Source organism: Kitasatospora sp. NBC_00374 (genome assembly GCF_041434935.1).
Classification (GTDB): Bacteria; Actinomycetota; Actinomycetes; order Streptomycetales; family Streptomycetaceae; genus Kitasatospora.
Genome location: NZ_CP107964.1, coordinates 2,455,491 through 2,475,224 on the forward strand (window position 1 = coordinate 2,455,491; position 19,734 = coordinate 2,475,224).

The 19,734-nt window shown below is 71.4% G+C and carries 13 protein-coding genes and 1 tRNA gene; 4 read left to right on the forward strand and 10 right to left on the reverse strand.

The window, feature by feature from the left end:
- Window positions 1-6: 6 nt before the first annotated feature.
- From OG871_RS10945 to OG871_RS10955, 3 genes are all read right to left on the reverse strand, one after another.
- Window positions 7-918: a hypothetical protein gene (locus OG871_RS10945; protein ID WP_371496368.1), complete on the reverse strand. Its 912-nt coding sequence runs from the start codon at window positions 916-918 to the stop codon at window positions 7-9.
- A 96-nt stretch (window positions 919-1,014) separates the two neighbouring features.
- Entirely contained in the window at window positions 1,015-1,524 is a 510-nt protein-coding gene (locus tag OG871_RS10950) for a SigE family RNA polymerase sigma factor (protein WP_371496370.1), read from the reverse strand.
- A gap of 205 nt (window positions 1,525-1,729) precedes the next feature.
- On the reverse strand, window positions 1,730-2,380 hold the full coding sequence (locus tag OG871_RS10955; RefSeq protein ID WP_033820212.1) for an ANTAR domain-containing response regulator: 651 nt from the start codon (window positions 2,378-2,380) through the stop codon (window positions 1,730-1,732).
- 92 nt (window positions 2,381-2,472) lie between these two features.
- Between OG871_RS10955 and OG871_RS10960 the strand changes: the two genes are divergently transcribed.
- Window positions 2,473-2,555: transfer RNA gene (locus OG871_RS10960), tRNA-Leu, on the forward strand.
- Between the two features lie 114 nt (window positions 2,556-2,669).
- Window positions 2,670-3,455, forward strand: a complete 786-nt coding sequence (locus OG871_RS10965) for a helix-turn-helix domain-containing protein (RefSeq protein WP_371496372.1) — start codon at window positions 2,670-2,672, stop codon at window positions 3,453-3,455.
- Window positions 3,456-3,510: 55 nt separating this feature from the next.
- Here OG871_RS10965 and OG871_RS10970 read toward each other — a convergent pair whose 3' ends face one another.
- Together OG871_RS10970 and pyk are read right to left on the reverse strand one after the other, a co-directional pair.
- Window positions 3,511-4,491: a hypothetical protein gene (locus OG871_RS10970; protein ID WP_371496374.1), complete on the reverse strand. Its 981-nt coding sequence runs from the start codon at window positions 4,489-4,491 to the stop codon at window positions 3,511-3,513.
- A gap of 190 nt (window positions 4,492-4,681) precedes the next feature.
- A complete protein-coding gene (gene pyk, locus OG871_RS10975; protein ID WP_371496376.1) occupies window positions 4,682-6,109 on the reverse strand; it encodes a pyruvate kinase in 1,428 nt (475 codons plus the stop codon).
- A 439-nt stretch (window positions 6,110-6,548) separates the two neighbouring features.
- On the opposite strand from pyk, the gene OG871_RS10980 reads away from it, so the two are divergent.
- Window positions 6,549-8,366, forward strand: a complete 1,818-nt coding sequence (locus OG871_RS10980; RefSeq protein WP_371496378.1) for a bifunctional UDP-sugar hydrolase/5'-nucleotidase — start codon at window positions 6,549-6,551, stop codon at window positions 8,364-8,366.
- Between the two features lie 171 nt (window positions 8,367-8,537).
- Here OG871_RS10980 and OG871_RS10985 read toward each other — a convergent pair whose 3' ends face one another.
- Window positions 8,538-9,782, reverse strand: coding sequence for an MFS transporter (locus OG871_RS10985; protein ID WP_371496379.1), 1,245 nt, complete (start codon window positions 9,780-9,782; stop codon window positions 8,538-8,540).
- Window positions 9,783-9,852: 70 nt separating this feature from the next.
- Here OG871_RS10985 and OG871_RS10990 point away from each other — a divergent pair, with 70 nt between their 5' ends.
- Window positions 9,853-10,842: an ArsR family transcriptional regulator gene (locus OG871_RS10990; RefSeq protein ID WP_371496381.1), complete on the forward strand. Its 990-nt coding sequence runs from the start codon at window positions 9,853-9,855 to the stop codon at window positions 10,840-10,842.
- 55 nt (window positions 10,843-10,897) lie between these two features.
- Here the strand turns inward: OG871_RS10990 and OG871_RS10995 are convergent, their stop codons facing one another.
- From OG871_RS10995 to gltB, 4 genes are all read right to left on the reverse strand, one after another.
- Complete coding sequence (locus OG871_RS10995) at window positions 10,898-12,355, reverse strand: aldehyde dehydrogenase family protein (protein WP_371496383.1); 1,458 nt, start codon at window positions 12,353-12,355, stop codon at window positions 10,898-10,900.
- A 67-nt stretch (window positions 12,356-12,422) separates the two neighbouring features.
- On the reverse strand, window positions 12,423-13,292 hold the full coding sequence (locus OG871_RS11000; protein ID WP_371496385.1) for a helix-turn-helix domain-containing protein: 870 nt from the start codon (window positions 13,290-13,292) through the stop codon (window positions 12,423-12,425).
- Between the two features lie 248 nt (window positions 13,293-13,540).
- The gene (locus tag OG871_RS11005) at window positions 13,541-15,001 is read right to left on the reverse strand and encodes a glutamate synthase subunit beta (protein WP_371496387.1); all 1,461 of its coding nucleotides are present in this window, start codon (window positions 14,999-15,001) and stop codon (window positions 13,541-13,543) included.
- Window positions 14,994-19,592 (reverse strand): glutamate synthase large subunit, encoded by a 4,599-nt coding sequence (gene gltB / locus OG871_RS11010; protein WP_371503275.1) that lies wholly within the window; start codon window positions 19,590-19,592, stop codon window positions 14,994-14,996. Before gltB ends, OG871_RS11005 begins: the two co-directional genes overlap by 8 nt.
- Between the last annotated feature and the right edge of the window lie 142 nt (window positions 19,593-19,734).

A 19,734-nucleotide genomic window follows, 5' to 3' on the forward strand; every position in this document is an offset into this window, starting at 1 on the left:
GGCGCGTCAGATCTCGCACTGGGCCTTGTCGGCGACCGGGCACTCCAGCCGCGAGACCCCCCGCGCCAGCAGCACCCCCGCGTCGGCCGTCGACTGCGGCACCTTGGTCTGCCACCCGGGGCTCTGCGCCACCCGCTCCCAGCCCGCGATCCCGACCGGGGGGCGCGGCCTGGTCACCGTGATGTGCTCGGCGGCGGACCAGGCGTTCAGCGTCCCGTTCGCCGCGACGATCTGCAGGACCCAACCGTCCGGACGGGTGATCTGCACCCCCTCGTCGTACAGGCCCGCGAAGTCGGCACCCGTGACGTAACTGAAGATCGAGCTGCCGTCCGCCAGCACCCGCTGGGCGCAGCTCACCGGCTCCGCCCCGGCCGGCCGCGGGCCCTCGTCCGAACCGCCGCCCCAGGTCGCACAGGTCAGCGGATGCTGGTCCGCCCGCACGGCCGGGCGCAGCGTGACACCGAGCGTCACCGGGCCGTGGCCGTCGTCGTACTCCAGCGTGAGCTCGTGGGCCCCCGGGGAGGACGCCTTCATGTAGTAGGCGTCCAGGTTCCCGAACCTCGCCCCGGGCGGCAGCTCGTCGGAGAGGATCTTGAGCATCGCCTGCCAGGACAGGTCCGTCGTCGGCTCGGCACCCGTCGCGGGCGCCGGGGAGGCCACCGCGGACGGGGAGACGGAGACCGGGACCGGCGCGGCCGCCTCCGGCCCCGGGCCACCGGCACGCCGGTCCAGCCCCGCCAGCGTCCCCGCACCCGCCAGCGCGGCCACCGCCACCACCGCACCGGCCAGCTGCAAGCGCCGCCGCAGCCGCCGCCGGCGGCCGAGCCGGGTGCCCTCCCCCACCATCGCCGGCACCGGCGGCTGCAGGCCGTCCACGGTCTGCTCCAGCATGCCGTTCAGTCTCTGTTCAAGGTCCATCGCGAGATCCCTCGTCCCTCGGGTCACGGAAGTGCGCACACGGCGGACGGCACCGGTCGGGTCCGGCGGTCCGGTCGCGCGCGCCGGGCAGGCCGGTCAGTTCCGGAACAGCAGCTCGCGGTCCTCACCCAGCAGCTCCCGAAGCCGGGCCAGCGACCGGGTGTTCAGGCTCTTCACCGCACCGATGCTGGTGCCGAGCATCTCGGCCACCGACTCGATGCTGTAGTCCTCCAGGTACCGCAGCACCACCACCGCCCGGTTGCGCGGCGGCAGCCGCCGCAGCGCGTCCAGCAGCGTCATCCGCAGCTCCGGCGCCACCCCGACGGCGGCCGCCGTCTCGGGGAACTCGGCCACCGCCACCTCGCCGGACCGCTTCAGCCGCCGGTGCGACAGATAGCTCCGCAGCAGCACCTTGCGCGCGTACGCGTCCAGCCCCGCGTCCGAGGAACCGCGCTGCAGCCGGCCCCAGACCGGATACAGCTTCGACAGGGTGATCTGCACCAGGTCCTGTGCCTGGTGCCAGTCCCCGCACATCAAGTACGCGACCTGGAAGAGCCTTCGCGACCTGCTGGTCGCGAACGCGTCGAAGTCGAGCCCCTCGTGCATCTGATCCCCCGTGACTTCCGCCGTGGCCACGGCCGTGACCACGGCGGTGACTACTGCCGTCCTGCCGTCACCCGTACAGAACGCCCCGGCCCCGGCCCGAGGTCTCACCGGAGATCCCACCGGCAGACGCGACCGGCCCCGGACAGCAGCGCGCCCCGCCGGGTGACACCCGGCGGGGCGGAGCGAACACGTCGGTGACGCGTGGTCAGGCCTCGGACTCGGCCTTCTTCCGGTCCTGCGCGTCGCCCTCCTCGATCACGGCCTGCGCGACGGCGGCCATGGTCATCCGGCGGTCCATCGAGGTCTTCTGGATCCAGCGGAACGCGGCCGGCTCGGTCAGCCCGAACTTGGTCTGCAGCACGCTCTTCGCGCGGTCCACCAGCTTGCGGGTCTCCAGCCGCTGGGTGAGATCCGCGATCTCCTCCTCCAGCGTCCGCATCTCCGTGTACCGGGAGACCGCCATCTCGATCGCCGGCACCAGGTCGCTCTTGCTGAACGGCTTCACGATGTACGCCATCGCCCCGGCGTCCCGGGCGCGGTCGACCAGCTCGCGCTGGGAGAAGGCGGTCAGCATGAGGACGGGGGCGAGGTGGGCCTCGTGGATCTGCTCGGCCGCCGAGAGGCCGTCCAGGACGGGCATCTTCACGTCCAGGATCGCCAGGTCGGGCTTGAGCTCCTCGACCAGCCTCACCGCGGTCGCGCCGTCCCCCGCCTCACCGACGACGGTGTAGCCCTCCTCCTCCAGCATCTCCTTGAGGTCGAGGCGGATCAGCGCCTCGTCCTCGGCGATGACAATTCGGGTGATCTGGGGCAGGTCGGGCTCAAGCGGCTGGGGCTGCTCGTCGGCGGTGCTCACGGGGCTCCTCGTTCCGGCGGGGTGCTGCATGCACGAGCCTACCTAGCTGCGCACGGCTGCGCGCACAGGGTATCCTTCTGACGCTCAACCTCGCCGGGTTGGTGGAATGGCATACACGGATGTCTCAAACACATCTGCCTGAGAGGGCTTGCGGGTTCGAATCCCGCACCCGGCACACGATTTTGCCTTCGGATCCAATACTGCAGGCAAATAGCCATTTCTCATCACCATGAGTGATTCTCCCACCGTCCGCCTTTACCGGCCCAAGCCCTGTTCGACCCTGATCCGTATGGTCGAACACTCGAATCGCGAGGAAGCCCTCGCGCTTCTGCGCAAGGGGTGCCGCAACGCGGAGGTCGCCCGTCGGCTCGGAGTCCCGGTCGGCACCATCGGCTGGTGGAAGCACCGGGACCTGGCCGAGCGGAACGCACTGCCGGGGCGGAAGCGCTCCACCTGCCCGCACTGCTACGGCGATCCGCTGGACGGCGCCGCCTACACCTATCTGCTCGGCCTGTACCTGGGTGACGGGCACATCATCCAACCCAGACAGCACCGCGCGCCCAATCTCGCGATCACGTGCGACGACAGCTGGCCCGGCCTCCAGGACGCCGCCGAACAGGCTATGCGCCAGGTACTGCCGAACAACACACCGTGCCGGGTGCGGCGAACCGGCTGCCACGACGTGAAGGTCTACTCGAAGCACCTTCCCTGCTACTTCCCCCAACACGGCCCCGGAAAGAAGCACGAGCGGGCCATCGCCCTCGAACCCTGGCAACAGCAGTTGGTCGACGCTCACCCCTGGGGCCTCGTCCGGGGGCTGATCCACTCCGACGGCTGCCGGATCACCAACTGGGCCACCCGGACCGTCAACGGCGTGACGCGCCGCCACGGGTACCCGCGGTACTTCTTCACCAACACCTCGGGCGACATCAGGCGGATCTTCACCGACACCCTCGATGCCCTGGGCGTCGAGTGGAAGGCCTCCCTGCCCCGCCCCCGGGGACAGGTCAACGTCTCCGTCGCCCGGCGGGCGTCCGTGGCGTTGCTGGACGAGCACGTCGGCGCGAAGTGGTGACGGCGCAGCCCTCCCCCCGGAGGGCTGCGCCGTCGGTCGGTGGGCGGGGGCCGGGTCAGTCGACGGGGCCGCTGGCCCTGACGGCGGTGGCGGGGAGGGCGGCGGTGGCGGGGGCGGCGGTGTTCTGGTCGGGGTCGGTGACGGTGAGGGTGTAGTCGCCGTCGGTGGCGCCGGGGAAGACGAACCAGGCGACCTGGTCCTGTCGGGTGGGGCGGTCGGGGTAGATGGCCTCGATGGGGGCGACGGTGGGGCCGACCTCCTGGCCGTTGGGGAGTTTGAGGCGCAGGCTGCCGCCGTCGACGGCCATGCCGGCGGGTCCGACCTGGCCGCTCAGGTCGAAGACGAGGAGCAGGCCGCGCTGGCCGAGGGTGAGGGCGCCGCTGCCGTTGCCGCCGCCGACGTCGGCGCGGAGCTGGGCGGACTTGAGGGTGAGGGTGAGCCGTCCGGAGGTGAGGGCAGGTTTGGCGGGGAGCTTGAGGTCGATGGGGGCGAGGGTGACGGCGGGTCGGCCGCCCGAGCCGAGGGGGACGACGGCCTGGGCCTGGCCGGAGTCGCCGAGGACGAGGGAGGCGCCGTCGAAGCCGAAGGGGCCGGTGCCGGTGAAGGTGATCTGCAGCGGGTTGGTGGCGCCGGGGGTGGGCGGGACGGCGGTGCCGTGGTCGCCGGTGAGGGGGGTGCCGCTGAGGTCGATGGCGATGTCGGGCCAGTCGCGGACGGCGGCGGTCCTGAAGGTGTTGGTGACGGTGGTGTCGAGGGTGATCTTGAAGCGTTCGCCGTCGGGGTCGGGGGTGCGGGTGGCGCTCTTGATGTCGAAGCGCAGGCCGCCCCAGTACGCGGTCCTGCCGATGGTGACGGTGCCGGTCTTCGCGGCCGCGGGCGTGCCGGTGGTGGTGGCGGCGGCGCCCGGGGTGGTGACGGCCGGGGCCGCTGCGGGGCCGGCGCCGTCGTCGGGCCCGCAGGCGGTGGCGAGGCCTGCGGTGATGAGGGCTGCGGCGAGGGCGAGGGTGGTGGATCTGCGCGGTCTGCTGCTGCTCATGGCGGGTTGGTCCCCTTGTGGGCGGCCCTGCTGCCGGGCCGGTCGAGGGGAACGTACCCGGGTGGCCGGGGTGCGGGGCGGGCTGTGACGGGATGGGGACGGTACCGGTGCGCGGTGGCCGTGATCGGTGCGGAAACGTGAAACGCCGCCCCCTCCCAAAGGGGCGGCGTCTCAGCGGTGTTGGTGCGGTTCAGTTGTGGAGTTCGCCGACGTGGTGGACGCGGACGAGGTTGGTGGAGCCGGCCAGGCCGGGCGGCGAACCGGCGGTGATGATGACGATGTCGCCCTTCTGGCAGCGGCCGAGGCTCAGCAGTTGGGCGTCGACCTGGGCGACCATCTCGTCGGTGGTGGGGACGAACGGGCCGAGGAAGGTCTCCACGCCCCAGGTGAGGGCGAGTTGGCTGCGGACGGCGGGTTCGTAGGTGAAGGCGAGCACCGGGATGGGCGAGCGGTAGCGGGTGAGCCGGCGGGCGGTGTCGCCGCTCTGGGTGAAGGCGATGAGGTACTTGGCCTCCAGGAAGTCGCCGATCTCGGCGGCGGCCCTGGCGACGGCGCCGCCCTGGGTGCGGGGCTTGTTGCGCTCGGTCAGCGGGGGGAGGCCGGCGGCGAGGATGTCGGCCTCGGCCGCCTCGATGATGCGGCTCATGGTCTTGACGGTCTCGACCGGGTACTTGCCGACGGAGGTCTCGCCGGAGAGCATCACGGCGTCGGTGCCGTCCAGGACGGCGTTGGCGACGTCGGAGGCCTCGGCGCGGGTGGGCCGGGAGGCGTTGATCATCGAGTCGAGCATCTGGGTGGCGACGATGACCGGTTTGGCGTTGCGCTTGGCCAGCTTGACGGCGCGCTTCTGGACGATCGGCACCTGTTCCAGCGGGAGTTCGACGCCGAGGTCGCCGCGGGCGACCATGATGCCGTCGAAGGCGTCGACGATGGATTCGAGGTTCTCGACGGCCTGCGGCTTCTCGATCTTGGCGATGCAGGGGAGGGTCCGGCCCTCCTCGGCCATGATCCGGTGCACCTCGTCGATGTCCTTGGCGCTGCGCACGAAGGAGAGGGCGATCAGGTCGGCGCCGGTCCGCAGGGCCCAGCGCAGGTCGGCGACGTCCTTGTCGCTGAGCGCGGGCACCGAGACGGCGACGCCGGGGAGGTTGAGACCCTTGTGGTCGGAGATCAGGCCGCCCTCGATGACGATGCAGTGCACCCGCGGGCCCTCGACGTGGGTGACTTCGAGGCAGACCCGGCCGTCGTCGATCAGGATGCGCTCGCCGCGGGAGACGTCGGCGGCGAGGCCCTTGTAGGTGGTGCCGCAGATGTCGCGGTCGCCCGGGACGTCCTCGACGGTGATGGTGAACTCGTCGCCGCGTTCAAGAAGTACAGGCCCGTCGGCGAAGGTGTCGAGCCGGATCTTCGGGCCCTGGAGATCGACGAGGATGCCGACGCTGCGGCCGGCCTCGTCGGAGGCCTTGCGGACCCGGCGGTAGCGTTCCTCGTGCTCCAGTTGGGAACCGTGGCTGAGGTTGAATCGGGCGACGTCCATTCCGGCGTCGACCAGGGCTTTGATCTGGTCGTACGAGTCGGCGGCCGGCCCGAGGGTACAGACGATTTTTGCTCGGCGCATACCTCTAGAGCGTAGGCATTACCGGTGCGTAACAACGAAGTTCCGACCGCCCGACCGGTGGCGGTTGCAGAAAGTTTTGATTAACAAACTGACACATCGTGACCTGGCGTGCGGTGAGCTGGAGTTACCGCCGATGGACAGACTGCCGCGAGCTGCGCAGACGCCCGCTCCGGCGGCGTGCGGGCCGTGCTTCGGGTGAGACATCGGCGGGCCGATTGACGCACGGGCGTACGGCCGGACCGGCACCCGGACCGATACCCGGGCCGCGGGCGGGGCCGTGGCCGGGGCCGTGGTGTCACGCCGGGGTCGCCAAGAACTCACCTGCCCGAAACGTCGGGGGTCTGGCCCCCGGGCGCTTCGCCGGGCAGACTTCTACGCGCGTCACAACATGCCCCCGTCAGCCTTGCTGACGGTCCGTCCGCCCCCGTGGGAGTCGTCCATGCCGCTGAACCGCCGAGACTTCGTGACCCGCTCCGCCGCGACGGCGGCCGGCGCCGCACTGGTCGGCGCCGTCCCCGTCGCCGCCGCCACCCCGGCGGCCGCCCAGGGCGCGGACGAGGCGGCGCGCAGGGCGCCGGTCAAGGAGTCCTTCACCGTGATGGGCACCACCGACCTGCACGGCCACGTGCTCAACTGGGAGTACTTCACCGACTCCGAGTACGACGACAAGGCGAGGAACGACGTCGGCCTGGCGAAGATCTCCACCCTGGTGAAGCAGGTCCGGGAGGAGAAGGGCTGTCACCGCACCCTGCTGATCGACGCCGGCGACACCATCCAGGGCACCCAGCTCTCGTACTACTTCGCGCGGGTCGAGCCGATCACCGGCAAGCGCGGGCCGAAGCACCCGATGGCCGCCGCAATGAACGCGATCGGCTACGACGCGGCCGCGCTCGGCAACCACGAGTTCAACTACGGCATCCCGGTGCTGCGCGCGTACGAGAAGCAGCTCGACTTCCCGCTGCTGGGCGCCAACGCGCAGGACGCGAAGAGCGAGCGGCCCGCCTTCCCGCCGTACGTGATCAAGGAGCTGCACCTGGGCCACGGGCGGTCGCTGCGGGTCGGCATCCTCGGCCTGACCAACCCGGGCATCGCGATCTGGGACAAGGCCAACGTCGCCGGGCAGCTGGTCTTCCCCGGCATCATGGAGATGGCGAAGAAGTACGTGCCGCGGCTGCGGGCGGCGGGCGCGGACGTCGTGGTGGTGGCCTCGCACTCGGGCATGGACGAGGTCTCCTCCTACGGCGACCAGCTGCCCTGGCCGGAGAACGCCTCGGTGCAGCTGGCCGAGACCGTGCCGGGCGTGGACGCGGTGCTGGTCGGCCACGCGCACAAGGAGATCCCGCAGCGGCTGGTGGTCAACAGGACCACCGGGAAGACCGTGGTGCTCTCCGAGCCGCTGTGCTGGGGCGAGCGGCTGACCTGCTTCGACTTCGAGGTCGAGTACCACCGCGGCGCGTGGACGGTCAGCTCGGTCAGCTCGCGGGTGCTCAACTCCAACACCGTGCCGGAAGACCCGGCGATCGTGCAGCTGATCGGCGCCCAGCACCGGAAGGTGGTCGCCTACGTCAACCAGGTGATCGGCACCAGCAAAACCGAACTCTCCATCGCCGAGGCCCGGTTCAGGGACGTCCCGATCATCGACCTGATCGGCCGGGTGCAGGCGGACGCCGTCCGCACGGCGCTCGCCTCGACCTCGTACGCGGGCCTGCCGGTGCTGGCGCAGGCCGCGCCGTTCAACCGGACGGCGCTGATCCCCGCCGGCCAGGTGAAGCTGCGGGACGCCGCCGGGCTGTACATCTACGAGAACACCCTGGAGGCCCGGCTGCTGACCGGCGCCCAGATCAAGGACTACCTGGAGTACTCCGCCAAGTACTTCGCCCAGCGGGCGCCCGGCGACCCGATCGACCCGGACACCCTGACCAACCAGCAGAACACCCCGGACTACAACTACGACTCGGTGTACGGCGTCTCGTACGACATCGATCTCACCCGGCCGGTCGGTTCCCGGATCACCGGTCTGTCGTACGAGGGCAGCCCGGTCGACCCGGCGGCGCAGTTCGTGCTGGCGGTCAACAACTACCGGGCCAACGGCGGCGGCAACTTCCCGCACGTCGCGGCGGCCACCAAGGTCTGGTCGGACTCGGACGAGATCCGCAACACCATGATCGCCTGGGTGAAGGCGAAGGGTGTGATCGACCCGGCGGAGATCAGCGGCGGGACGTGGCGCCTGGTGCGCGCGGGTGTCCCGCTGTTCTAGCCGTACGCGTCATCCGGCCATGGGCGGCGGGGGCGGACCGGGCAGCCGGTCCGCCCCCGCCGTTCCCGTTCGCGGGCCGTACACGGGTGGGCGCCGTGCTGCTGGTGCCGATCCGGGCGGCGGGGAGGTGGAGGTGGGCCGGCACTCCACCCGGACTGCCGGGCGGCCCGGTCAGCCCGTGCCCGGTGTGCCGGGGTCCGCGGCGGGCTCCCCGAGGCGTTCGATCAGCAGCAGAGCGGGGACGGCCGCGAGGCTGAGACCGCCGAGCAGGACCCAGGGCCAGGCGGGGCCGCGGGCGAGCAGCAGGGTGAGCAGCCAGGGGGCGGCGGTCTGGCCCACCGTCCAGGAGAGTTGGTAGACGGCGAGGTAGCGGCCGCGCAGCCGGGGGTCGGCGAGGCGGACGCTGAGTTCCTCGGAGTACGGGGAGGCGACGCTCTCGGCGAGGTTGTAGACCAGCATCGCGAGGTGTGCGCCGGCCACCGCAGCCCAGCCGGGGGCGGCGGAGAGCAGGGCGAAGAGGGCGAAGGCGAGGACGTTGAGGAGTGATCCGGCGGCGATCACCCGGGTGGGGCGGAAGGGCGCCAGGCGGCGGGCGACCGCGGTCTGGGTGAGGACGATCTGCGCGCTGTTGAGGACCAGCAGGGAGCCGGCCAGCCAGGCCTGCTGGTGCAGGCCTTCGGTGAGGTAGAGGGCGAGCAGCAGGCTGAGGACGAGCGAGGCGAAGACGAAGCTGAGGTTGACGGCGACGAGCAGCAGGTAGCGGCGGTCGCGCAGGACGGTGCGGTAGCTGCCGAGGTCGTCGTCGGGGGCGGGGGCGGGGGCGTTGAGGGGGCGCCAGGTGGCGAGCAGGAGGGCGGCGAGGGCGAAGCTGGCGGCGTTGCCGAGGACGGTGGCGCGCAGTCCGTCGGTGCCGCCGAGGGCGAGCAGCAGGGCACCGAGGGCGCCGCCCAGGGCGAGGCCGCCGTTGCGCAGGGCGCCGACGAGGGCGAACCAGCGGGGGCGGTCCTCGGGGTGGGAGGCGAGGACGACCAGGCCGGTGCTGGCGGTCCAGTAGGCGGCGGTGCCGATCTGGGCGAGGAAGACGACGGTGACGATCTGCCAGGTCTGGTGGGCGGCGAGGAAGGCGGTGTGGGCGACGGCGGAGAGCAGGTTGGCGGTGGCGGCGACGCGGCGGGCGCCGTAGCGGTCGATGAGGGGGCCGGTGAGGAGGGCGGTGGGGAGGGCGAGGAGGCGGGCGAGGCTGATGGCGGCGCCGATGGCGGGCAGGCCGAGGGTGGTGGTGCGGGCGAAGTAGACGACGGTGAAGGCGAGCAGGAGTCCGCTGCCGAGGCTGTCGATGAGGTGGGCGCCGAGGAGTCCCCGCCCGCGGGTGGTGAGCGGGCGGGTGCGGGGTGGCGGCATGATCGTGCTGGTCATGCGGCGATCCTCCGGCGGCCGGTCGGGGGCGCCCAGTGATTTCGTGTGGGTGGAATCCTCGGAGGGGTGGATGCTGACGCTGGCGTTCTCGGCGCAGGACGTGGCGCTGACCCGGTTCGCGTGTTCGCCGCTGTGGGAGGTGGCCAACAGCGTGCAGGTGCTGAAGGAGCCGGGCGAGCACGCGGTGCATCTGCCGTGGGTGCGGCAGGTGCGGGGGCGGCTGGCGGAGGTGGGGTTCGAGCTGCTGGGTCAGCTGGTGCCGGTGCCGACGGTGTACACGCCGGACTTCCTGACCCCGGTGCCGCAGGTCTGGGCGCCGTCGCTGGAGGAGGAGTTGGCGCGGCTGGTGGCGACGGAGCCGGAGCAGGTCCGGGTGGATCTGGACCGGTTCGAGGGGCCGTTGCCGCCGTTGGTGGCGTGGTTGCGGGCGGATCCGGTGGCGGGCCTGGCGCGGCTGGCCGGGGAGGTGCGGGCGTACTGGGCGGTGGCGGTGGAGCCGTACTGGCCGCGGATCGTGCGGTTGGTGGAGGGCGAGGTGCTGCGCCGGGCGCGGCAGATGTCGGTGGGCGGGCCGGCGGCGCTGTTCGAGGATCTGCATCCGCGGGTGTCGTGGGGGGCGGGCACGTTGCGGGTGGAGCATCGCTGGTTCGCGGCGGACCGGGTGCTGGACGGGGAGCGCGGGCTGGTGCTGGTGCCGTCGGTGTTCGCCTGGCCGGGGGTGTACTCGCAGTCGAATCCGCCGTGGCAGCCGGGTCTGGTGTATCCGCCGCGCGGGGTGGCGACGCTCTGGGAGCGGTCGGTGCCGGTGCCGGACGGTCTGGCGGGGGTGCTGGGGCGGGCCCGGGCGCTGCTGTTGGCGGAGTTGGGCGCGCCGGCCTCGACCACGGAGCTGGCGGAGCGTACGGGGCTGTCGGCGCCGAACGTGTCGCACCATCTGACGGCGCTGCGGGGGGCGGGTCTGGTGGCGCGGCACCGGACGGGGCGTTCGGTGCTGTATCTGCGGACGGCGGTGGCGGAGTCGTTGCTGGCGGCCGGTGGTCCGGACGGCGGTGCGGGGTGAGGGGCGGCTGTGGGGCGGCCCTTCCCCGGTCCGGGGTGGGGCCGCCCCGGAGGGCCTAGAACGGGAAGCGGCTGCGCTCGTGCTGGATGGATATCCACTTGAGGGTGGTGAACGCCTCCACGGTGGCGTCGCCGTTGAGGCGGCCGAGGCCGGAGCTCTTCTCGCCGCCGAAGGGGACGATCGGCTCGTCGTGGATGGTGCCGTCGTTGATGTGGATCATGCCGGTCTCGATCCGCTGCGCGAGCCTGACGCCGCGCTCGACGCTGCCGGTGTGGACGGCGCCGCTGAGGCCGAACGGGGTGTCGTTGGCGATTCGGACGGCCTCGTCCTCGCCGTCGAAGGGGAGCACGACGACGACCGGGCCGAACAGTTCGTGGTGCAGGATCGGCGCGTCGGCGGGGATGTCGGTGAGCACCACCGGGTCCATCAGGGTGCCGACGGTGGCGCCGCGCAGCAGGACGGTGGCGCCCTCGGCGACGGCCTGGTCGACCTGGGCGGTGACCGAGTCGGCCTGGGCGGAGTTGATCAGCGGGCCGATCTGGGTGGCCGGGTCGAGCGGGTCGCCGACCTTGAGGGTGGCGATCTTGCGGACGAACCGCTCGGTGAACTCCTCGGCCACGCTGCGGTCGACCAGGACGCGGTTGGCGGCCATGCAGACCTGGCCCTGGTGGGCGAAGCGGCTGAAGACGGCGGCGTCCACGGCGTAGTCGAGGTCGGCGTCGTCGAGCACGATCAGGGCGCTGTTGCCGCCGAGTTCGAGCACGGTGCGCTTGAAGTGGCCGGCGGCGACCTGGGCGACGTGCCGGCCGACCTTGTCCGAGCCGGTGAAGGCGATGACCTTGGGCACCGGGTGCTCCAGGAAGGCGTCGCCGATCTCGGCGATGTCGGTGAGCACCACGTTGAGCAGGCCGGCGGGCAGGCCGGCGTCCTCGAAGAGCTTGGCGATCAGGGTGCCGCCGGTGATCGGGGCGTCCTGGTGCGGCTTGAGCACCACGCCGTTGCCGAGGGCGAGCGCCGGGGCGACGGCCTTGAGGGAGAGGAAGAGCGGGAAGTTGAACGGGCTGATCACGCCGACCACGCCGACCGGCAGCCGGTAGACGCGGTTCTCCTTGCCGTCCACCGGCGAGGGCAGGATCCTGCCCTCGGCGCGCAGCGAGAGCTGCATGGCCTCGCGCAGCATGTCCTTGCAGAGCGAGAGTTCGAAGCCGGCCTTGAGCCGGGTGCCGCCGAGTTCGGCGATGATCGTCTGGGTGATCTCCTGCTCGCGCTCCTCCAGGAGCCGCAGTGCGCGTTCGAAGACCAGTCGCCTGGTGTACGGGTTGAGCTTGCCCCACTCCTTCTGGGCCCGCTCGGCCGCGCGGTAGGCCTGGTCGAGCTCGTCGACGGTGGCGACCGTGATGGCGGCGAGCTTCTCACCGGTGTAGGGGTTGAGGTCGACGATGTCCCAGGAGCCGCTGCCGGCTCGCCACTGGCCGTCGATGTACTGCAGCGACAGTTCCTCGATGTAGGACATCTGATCCCTTTCACTGGGGCATGGCGCGCCCGGTGTCCACCTGACGAGACATCATCGTACTGATGTGTCAGTTCTCTTGGAGGATGGAGTGCAGAAGGGCCAGGGTCCGCTCGGGCGAGAGCCCCTCGGCGCGCAGCCGCCGCACGGCGGCGGCGTACTCGGCGACCTCGGCGGGCCGGTCCAGGTAGAGGGCGCCGGTGAACTGTTCCAGGTAGACCAGGTCGGGCAGGTCGCGCTCGGGGAAGCTGAGGATGGTGAAGGAGCCGCTCTCGGCGGCCAGTCCGCCGCCGCCGAGCGGCATCACCTGGAGGGTCAGCTGCGGGAGGGCGGCCAGCTCGACCAGTCGCAGCAGCTGGCGCCGCATCACCTCGGGGCCGCCGCAGGGCCGGCGCAGGGCGGCCTCGTCGACGATGATCACGAGTTCGGGTGCGGGCCGGGAGGTGAGCAGCCGCTGGCGGCGCAGCCGGACGGTGACCCGGCGGTCGATCTCGGTGTCGGGGGCGGCGGGGTTGCCGAGCCGGACGACGGCGCGGGCGTACTCCTCGGTCTGCAGCAGGCCGGGGACGAACTGGAGCTCGTAGGCGGTGATGGCGGCGGCGGCCTCCTCCAGTCCGAGGTAGGCCTGGAACCAGCCGGGTACGACGTCGCCGTAGCCCTGCCACCAGGCGGGCGCGTTGGCCTCCTGGAGCAGGTCGAGGACGGCTGCGCGGCCGGCCTCCTCGTGGACGCCGTAGAGGGTGAGCAGGTCGGCGACGTCGCGGGTCTTGAAGCCGACCCGGCCGAGTTCCATCCGGCTGATCTTCGATTCGGAGGCGCGGATCGAGTAGCCGGCCTCTTCGCGGGTGACGCCGCTGGCCTCGCGGAGCCTGCGCAGTCGGGAGCCGAGCACCATGCGCCGTGCGGTCGTGCCGGTGCCCGCCGCCTGTTGGCCGTTCATGCCGGATCCCCTCCGCCGGTCGAACCCGCGTTCTCCACCCGCGGCATCCTTTCACTCCCGGCGGCGGTGCGACCAGGAAAGGGCCAAACCGGCTGCCATCAGCGAAAAGCGGAACGGCGCCTGCCCCATACCTGGTCGGGGAATGGGCAGGCGCCGCATGACCGGGCCCGGCGGCTCTGACGGGTCACGGGTGGTGCAGCCGGGCCATGGTGCGCCCGGCGGTTCGGGTTGAGGGTTGGGCGAACCCGTCAGACCACCAGGGGGCGGTCCGTCGGGCGGATCGGGGCGGGCAGCGGGGTCTTGCCACCCAGGTACTTGTCCACCGCGGCGGCCGCGGAGCGGCCTTCGGCGATGGCCCAGACGATCAGGGACTGGCCTCGGCCGGCGTCACCGCACACGTAGACGCCGTCGACGTTGGTGCCGAACTTCCCGTCGCGCGCGACGTTGCCGCGGGCGTCGAGCTCCACACCGAGCTGCTCGACCAGGCCGTTCTTCACGTCCGTGCCGGTGAACCCCATGGCGAGGGTGACCAGTTGGGCGGGCAGGGCCCGCTCGGTGCCGGGCACCGGCTCGAACCGGCCGTCCTTGAACTCTACCTCGACCAGGTGGAGCTCCTGGACGTTGCCCTCCTCGTCGCCGGTGAAGTGGGTGGTGTTGACGGCGTAGATCCGCTCACCGCCCTCCTCGTGCGCGGAGGTGACCTTGTACGTCATCGGCATGGTCGGCCAGGGCTGGTGACCGGGGCGCTCCTCGCCGGGGCGCGGCATGATCTCCAGCTGGGTGACCGAGGCCGCGCCCTGGCGGTGGGCGGTGCCGACGCAGTCGGCGCCGGTGTCGCCGCCGCCGATGACGACCACGTGCTTGCCCTTGGCGCTGATCGGGGAGTCGACGTAGTCGCCCTCCTGGACCTTGTTGGCCAGCGGCAGGTACTCCATCGCCTGGTGGATGCCCTTGAGCTCGCGGCCGGGGGCCGGGAGGTCGCGGGCGGTGGTGGCGCCGGCCGCGATGACGACCGCGTCGAAGCGGTCGCGCAGTTGCTGGCCGGTGATGTCCTCGCCGACGTGCACGCCGGTACGGAACCGGGTGCCCTCCGCGCGCATCTGCTCGATGCGGCGGTTGATGTGGCGCTTCTCCATCTTGAACTCGGGGATGCCGTAGCGCAGCAGGCCGCCGATGCGGTCGGCGCGCTCGTAGACCACCACGGTGTGCCCGGCCCGGGTGAGCTGCTGGGCGGCGGCCAGGCCGGCCGGGCCGGAGCCGACGACGGCCACGGTCTTGCCGGACAGGCGCTCCGGGATCTGGGCGGCGACGCCGCCCCGGTCCCAGGCCTTGTCGATGATCGTGACCTCGACGTTCTTGATGGTCACCGCGTCCTGGTTGATCCCCAGCACGCAGGCCGACTCGCAGGGAGCCGGGCACAGGCGGCCGGTGAACTCCGGGAAGTTGTTGGTCGCGTGCAGCCGCTCGATCGCGCCGGTCCAGTCGTCCCGGTAGGCGAGGTCGTTCCACTCGGGGATGAGGTTCCCGAGGGGGCAGCCGTTGTGGCAGAACGGGATGCCGCAGTCCATGCAGCGGCCGGCCTGCTTGGTGATGATCGGCAGGAGGCTGCGTTCGACGTAGACCTCGTTCCAGTCCCGCAGACGGATGTCCACGGGACGGCGCTCGGCCAGCTGCTTGGGCGTGGTCAGGAAGCCCTTGGGGTCAGCCATGTGCCGCCTCCATCATCTTGCGAGTGGTCTCGGACTCGGAGAGCCCGTCGCGCTCAGCGGCGTCCTTGGCGGCGAGCACTGCCTTGTAGTCGGTCGGCATGATCTTGGAGAAGCGGCTGACACCGCTGCCCCAGTCGGCCAGGAGCTCGGCGGCGACGGTGGAGCCGGTCTCCTCGTAGTGCTGCTGCACGGTCTCGCGCAGCCACTCCCGGTCGTCGGCGGTCGGGGCCTCGATGCCCACCATGCCGTCGTTCACGTTCGCCGGGCGCAGGTCCAGGACGTAGGCGATACCGCCGGACATGCCTGCTGCCAGGTTACGGCCGGTCTCGCCGAGAATCACGACCCGGCCGCCGGTCATGTACTCCAGGCCGTGGTCGCCCACGCCCTCGACGACCAGGGTGGCACCGGAGTTGCGGACGGCGAAACGCTCGCCGGCCTTGCCCCGCAGGTGGATCCGGCCGCTGGTGGCGCCGTAGCCGATGGTGTTGCCGGCGATCACGTGGCTCTGGGCGTCCGCACCGATGGCCGCGGCCTCGCGGGCCGGGCGGACGATCACCACACCGCCGGACAGGCCCTTGCCGACGTAGTCGTTGGCGTCGCCCTCCAGGCGCAGCGTGATGCCGCGCGGGACGAAGGCGCCGAAGGACTGGCCGGCCGAGCCGGTGAAGGTCACGTCGATGGTGCCCTCGGGCAGGCCCTCGCCGCGGTACCGCGTGGTCACCTGGTGGCCGAGCATGGTGCCGACCGTGCGGTTGACGTTGCGGATCGGCAGCTGGATGCGGACGGCGTCGCCGCGCACCAGGGCGTCCTCGGCCAGTTCGATGAGCTGGTTGTCCAGGGCCTTGTCGAGGGCGTGGTCCTGGACGGTGGTGTTGTGCAGGGCCGCACCCTCGGGGAGCTCGGGCACGTGGAAGAGCGGCGCCAGGTCGAGGCCGGCGGCCTTCCAGTGGGTGATCGCGTCGGCGGCGTCGATGTGCTCGGCGTGGCCGACCGCCTCCTCGATCGACCGGAAGCCCAGCTCGGCGAGGATCTCGCGGACCTCCTCGGCGATGAACTCGAAGAAGTTCACCACGAACTCGGGCTTGCCGGAGAAACGCTCGCGCAGCACCGGGTTCTGGGTGGCGACGCCGACCGGGCAGGTGTCGAGGTGGCAGACGCGCATCATGATGCAGCCGGAGACCACCAGCGGCGCGGTGGCGAAACCGAACTCCTCGGCGCCGAGCAGCGCGGCGATGACCACGTCGCGGCCGGTCTTGAGCTGGCCGTCGGTCTGCACCACGATCCGGTCGCGCAGCCCGTTCAGCAGCAGGGTCTGCTGGGTCTCGGCGAGGCCGAGCTCCCAGGGGCCGCCCGCGTGCTTGAGCGAGGTGAGCGGGGAGGCGCCGGTGCCGCCGTCGTGGCCGGAGACCAGCACGACGTCCGCGTGCGCCTTGGAGACGCCGGCCGCGACGGTGCCCACGCCGACCTCGGAGACCAGCTTCACGTGGATGCGGGCCGCCGGGTTGGCGTTCTTGAGGTCGTGGATCAGCTGAGCCAGGTCCTCGATGGAGTAGATGTCGTGGTGCGGCGGCGGGGAGATCAGGCCGACGCCCGGGGTGGAGTGCCGGGTCCTGGCGACCCACGGGTAGACCTTGTGGCCGGGCAGCTGGCCGCCCTCGCCGGGCTTGGCGCCCTGGGCCATCTTGATCTGGATGTCGTCCGCGTTGACCAGGTACTCGGAGGTGACGCCGAAGCGGCCGGAGGCGACCTGCTTGATCGCCGAGCGGCGCTCCGGGTCGTACAGGCGCTCCGGGTCCTCGCCGCCCTCGCCGGTGTTGGACTTGCCGCCGAGGCGGTTCATCGCGATGGCGAGCGTCTCGTGCGCCTCCATCGAGATGGAGCCGTAGGACATGGCGCCGGTGGAGAAGCGCTTGACGATCTCGGACACCGGCTCGACCTCGTCGATCGAGATCGGCGCGCGGCCCTTGCCGTCCAGCTTGAACAGGCCGCGCAGCGTCATCAGGCGCTCGGACTGCTCGTTCACACGCTCGGTGTACTGCTTGAAGATGTCGTAGCGGCGCGAGCGGGTGGAGTGCTGCAGGCGGAACACCGTGTCCGGGTCGAACAGGTGCGGCTCGCCCTCGCGGCGCCACTGGTACTCGCCGCCGATGTCCAGCGCGCGGTGCGCGGCCGGGATGCCGGAGGCCGGGTACGCCTTGGCGTGGCGGGCGGCGACCTCCTTGGCGATCTGCTCCAGGCCGATGCCGCCGAGCTTGGTGGTGGTGCCGGCGAAGTAGCCGTCCACCAGCTCCTGGGAGAGGCCGATCGCCTCGAAGACCTGGGCGCCGCGGTAGGAGGCGACGGTGGAGATGCCCATCTTGGACATGACCTTCAGGACGCCCTTGCCGAGCGCCTTGATCAGGTTCTTGATGGCCTTCTCGGGCTCGATGCCCTCGATGAACACTCCCTGGGCGACGAGGTCCTCGACGGACTCCATCGCCAGGTACGGGTTGACCGCACCGGCGCCGTAGCCGACGAGCAGCGCGACGTGGTGCACCTCGCGGACGTCACCGGCCTCGACGATCAGCGACACCTGGGTGCGCTGCTTGGTGCGGATCAGGTGGTGGTGGATCGCGGAGGTGAGCAGCAGCGACGGGATCGGGGCGTGCTCGGCGTCCGAGTGGCGGTCGGAGAGCACGACGATCCGGGCGCCGTCGGCGATCGCGGCGTCGGCCTCGGCGGCGATCTCGGCCAGGCGGGCGGCCAGGCCGGCGCCGCCGGTGGACACCTTGTAGAGGCCGGAGAGCGTGACGGCCTTGAGGCCGGGCTGGTCGCCGTCGACGTTGATGTGGACCAGCTTGGCCAGCTCGTCGTTGTCGATCACCGGGAAGGTGATGCCGACCGAGCGGCAGTGCGAGGGTGCGGCGTCGAGCAGGTTGCCCTCGGGGCCGAGGTTGCTCAGCAGCGAGGTGACGAGCTCCTCGCGGATGGCGTCCAGCGGCGGGTTGGTCACCTGTGCGAAGAGCTGCACGAAGTAGTCGAAGAGCAGTCGCGGCTTCTCGGAGAGCGCGGCGATCGGGCTGTCGGTGCCCATCGAGCCGAGCGCCTCGCCGGCCGTCCGCGCCATCGGCGCGAGGATGACCCGCAGCTCCTCCTCGGTGTAGCCGAAGGTCTGCTGGCGGCGGGTGACGGAGGCGTGGGTGTGCGCGATGTGCTCGCGCTCGGGGAGCTTGGCGAGCTGGATCTGCCCGGCGGCGACCCACTCCTCGTACGGGTGCTCGGCGGCCAGTTGGGCCTTGAGCTCCTCGTCCTCGACGATGCGGTGCTCGGCGGTGTCGATCAGGAACATCTTGCCGGGCTGCAGCCGGCCCTTCTTGACGATGGTCTCCTGGTCCAGGTCGAGCACGCCGACCTCGGAGGAGAGCACCACCAGGCCGTCCTCGGTGACCCAGTACCGGGCGGGGCGCAGGCCGTTGCGGTCGAGGACCGCGCCGATCCGGGTGCCGTCGGTGAAGGTGACGCAGGCCGGGCCGTCCCAGGGCTCCATCAGGTTGGAGTGGTACTGGTAGAACGCGCGGCGGGCGGGCTCCATGGTGGCGTGGTTCTCCCACGCCTCCGGGATCATCATCAGCACCGCGTGCGGCAGCGAGCGCCCGCCGAGGTGGAGCAGCTCCAGGACCTCGTCGAAGGAGGCCGAGTCGGAGTGGTCCGGGGTGCAGATCGGGAAGATCCGGTCCAGACCCTGCCCGTTCGCGTTGGCGGGGATCAGGTCGGTGGCGAGCTGGGACTCCCGGGCGGTCATCCAGTTCCGGTTGCCCTTGACCGTGTTGATCTCGCCGTTGTGCGCGACGAAGCGGTACGGGTGGGCGAGCGGCCAGCTCGGGAAGGTGTTGGTGGAGAAGCGTGAGTGCACCAGGCCGAGTGCGGAGGCGTAGAGCCGGTCCGACAGGTCGGGGAAGAAGGGCTCCAGCTGGCCGGTGGTCAGCATGCCCTTGTAGACGATGGTGCGGGCGGAGAGCGACGGGAAGTACACGCCGGCCTCGCGCTCGGCGCGCTTGCGCACCACGAAGGCGATCCGGTCCAGCTCGACGCCGGCCTTCTCGCCGTGGCTGACGAACAGCTGGCGGAAGGCGGGCATGACCGAGCGGGCGGTGGCTCCGAGCAGGTCGGGGGTGACCGGGACGTCGCGCCAGCCGAGGACGGTCGCGCCCTCCTCGGCGGCGATCACCTCGATCCGGGCGGTCGCGGCGGTCGCGGCGGCGTCGTCCTGCGGGAGGAAGGCGATGCCGACGGCGTAGGAGCCGGCGGCCGGCAGCTCGAAGGAGACCTTGGACCGCAGGAACGCGTCCGGGATCTGCGTGAGGATGCCCGCGCCGTCGCCGGAGTCCGGCTCGGAGCCGGTGGCGCCGCGGTGCTCCAGGTTGCGCAGGACGGTCAGCGCCTGCTCGACGACGGTGTGGTCGGCGATGCCGGTCAGCGTGGCGACGAAGCCGACGCCGCAGGCGTCGTGCTCGTTGCGAGGGTCGTACAGGCCCTGAGCTACAGGTCGCGCATCCGGAACGAGCGCGTAGGGCCGGGCGGCGGCCTGCTGGGGCTCGTTGGCGGAGTGCATGGATGCAGACAGCATCGGCTCTCCCGTCGTCGTCATTGGCAAGAAGCTGTGCAATAGGGACGACGTTGGCCCTGATGCGATTTCGTGCAGGTTACATGATGCCGGATATCCCGAGAAGCGGAATATCGCGTCCACATCGCGG

Excerpts from the sequence above, each read along its gene's own strand:
- OG871_RS10945 (WP_371496368.1), bottom strand. The coding sequence starts at position 918 with ATGGACCTTGAACAGAGACTGAACGGCATGCTGGAGCAGACCGTGGAC.
- OG871_RS10950 (WP_371496370.1), bottom strand. The coding sequence starts at position 1,524 with ATGCACGAGGGGCTCGACTTCGACGCGTTCGCGACCAGCAGGTCGCGA.
- OG871_RS10965 (WP_371496372.1), top strand. The coding sequence starts at position 2,670 with ATGGTCGAACACTCGAATCGCGAGGAAGCCCTCGCGCTTCTGCGCAAG.
- OG871_RS10970 (WP_371496374.1), bottom strand. The coding sequence starts at position 4,491 with ATGAGCAGCAGCAGACCGCGCAGATCCACCACCCTCGCCCTCGCCGCA.
- pyk (WP_371496376.1), bottom strand. The coding sequence starts at position 6,109 with ATGCGCCGAGCAAAAATCGTCTGTACCCTCGGGCCGGCCGCCGACTCG.
- OG871_RS10980 (WP_371496378.1), top strand. The coding sequence starts at position 6,549 with ATGCCGCTGAACCGCCGAGACTTCGTGACCCGCTCCGCCGCGACGGCG.
- OG871_RS10985 (WP_371496379.1), bottom strand. The coding sequence starts at position 9,782 with ATGACCAGCACGATCATGCCGCCACCCCGCACCCGCCCGCTCACCACC.
- OG871_RS10990 (WP_371496381.1), top strand. The coding sequence starts at position 9,853 with ATGCTGACGCTGGCGTTCTCGGCGCAGGACGTGGCGCTGACCCGGTTC.
- OG871_RS10995 (WP_371496383.1), bottom strand. The coding sequence starts at position 12,355 with ATGTCCTACATCGAGGAACTGTCGCTGCAGTACATCGACGGCCAGTGG.
- OG871_RS11000 (WP_371496385.1), bottom strand. The coding sequence starts at position 13,292 with ATGAACGGCCAACAGGCGGCGGGCACCGGCACGACCGCACGGCGCATG.
- OG871_RS11005 (WP_371496387.1), bottom strand. The coding sequence starts at position 15,001 with ATGGCTGACCCCAAGGGCTTCCTGACCACGCCCAAGCAGCTGGCCGAG.
- gltB (WP_371503275.1), bottom strand. The coding sequence starts at position 19,592 with ATGCACTCCGCCAACGAGCCCCAGCAGGCCGCCGCCCGGCCCTACGCG.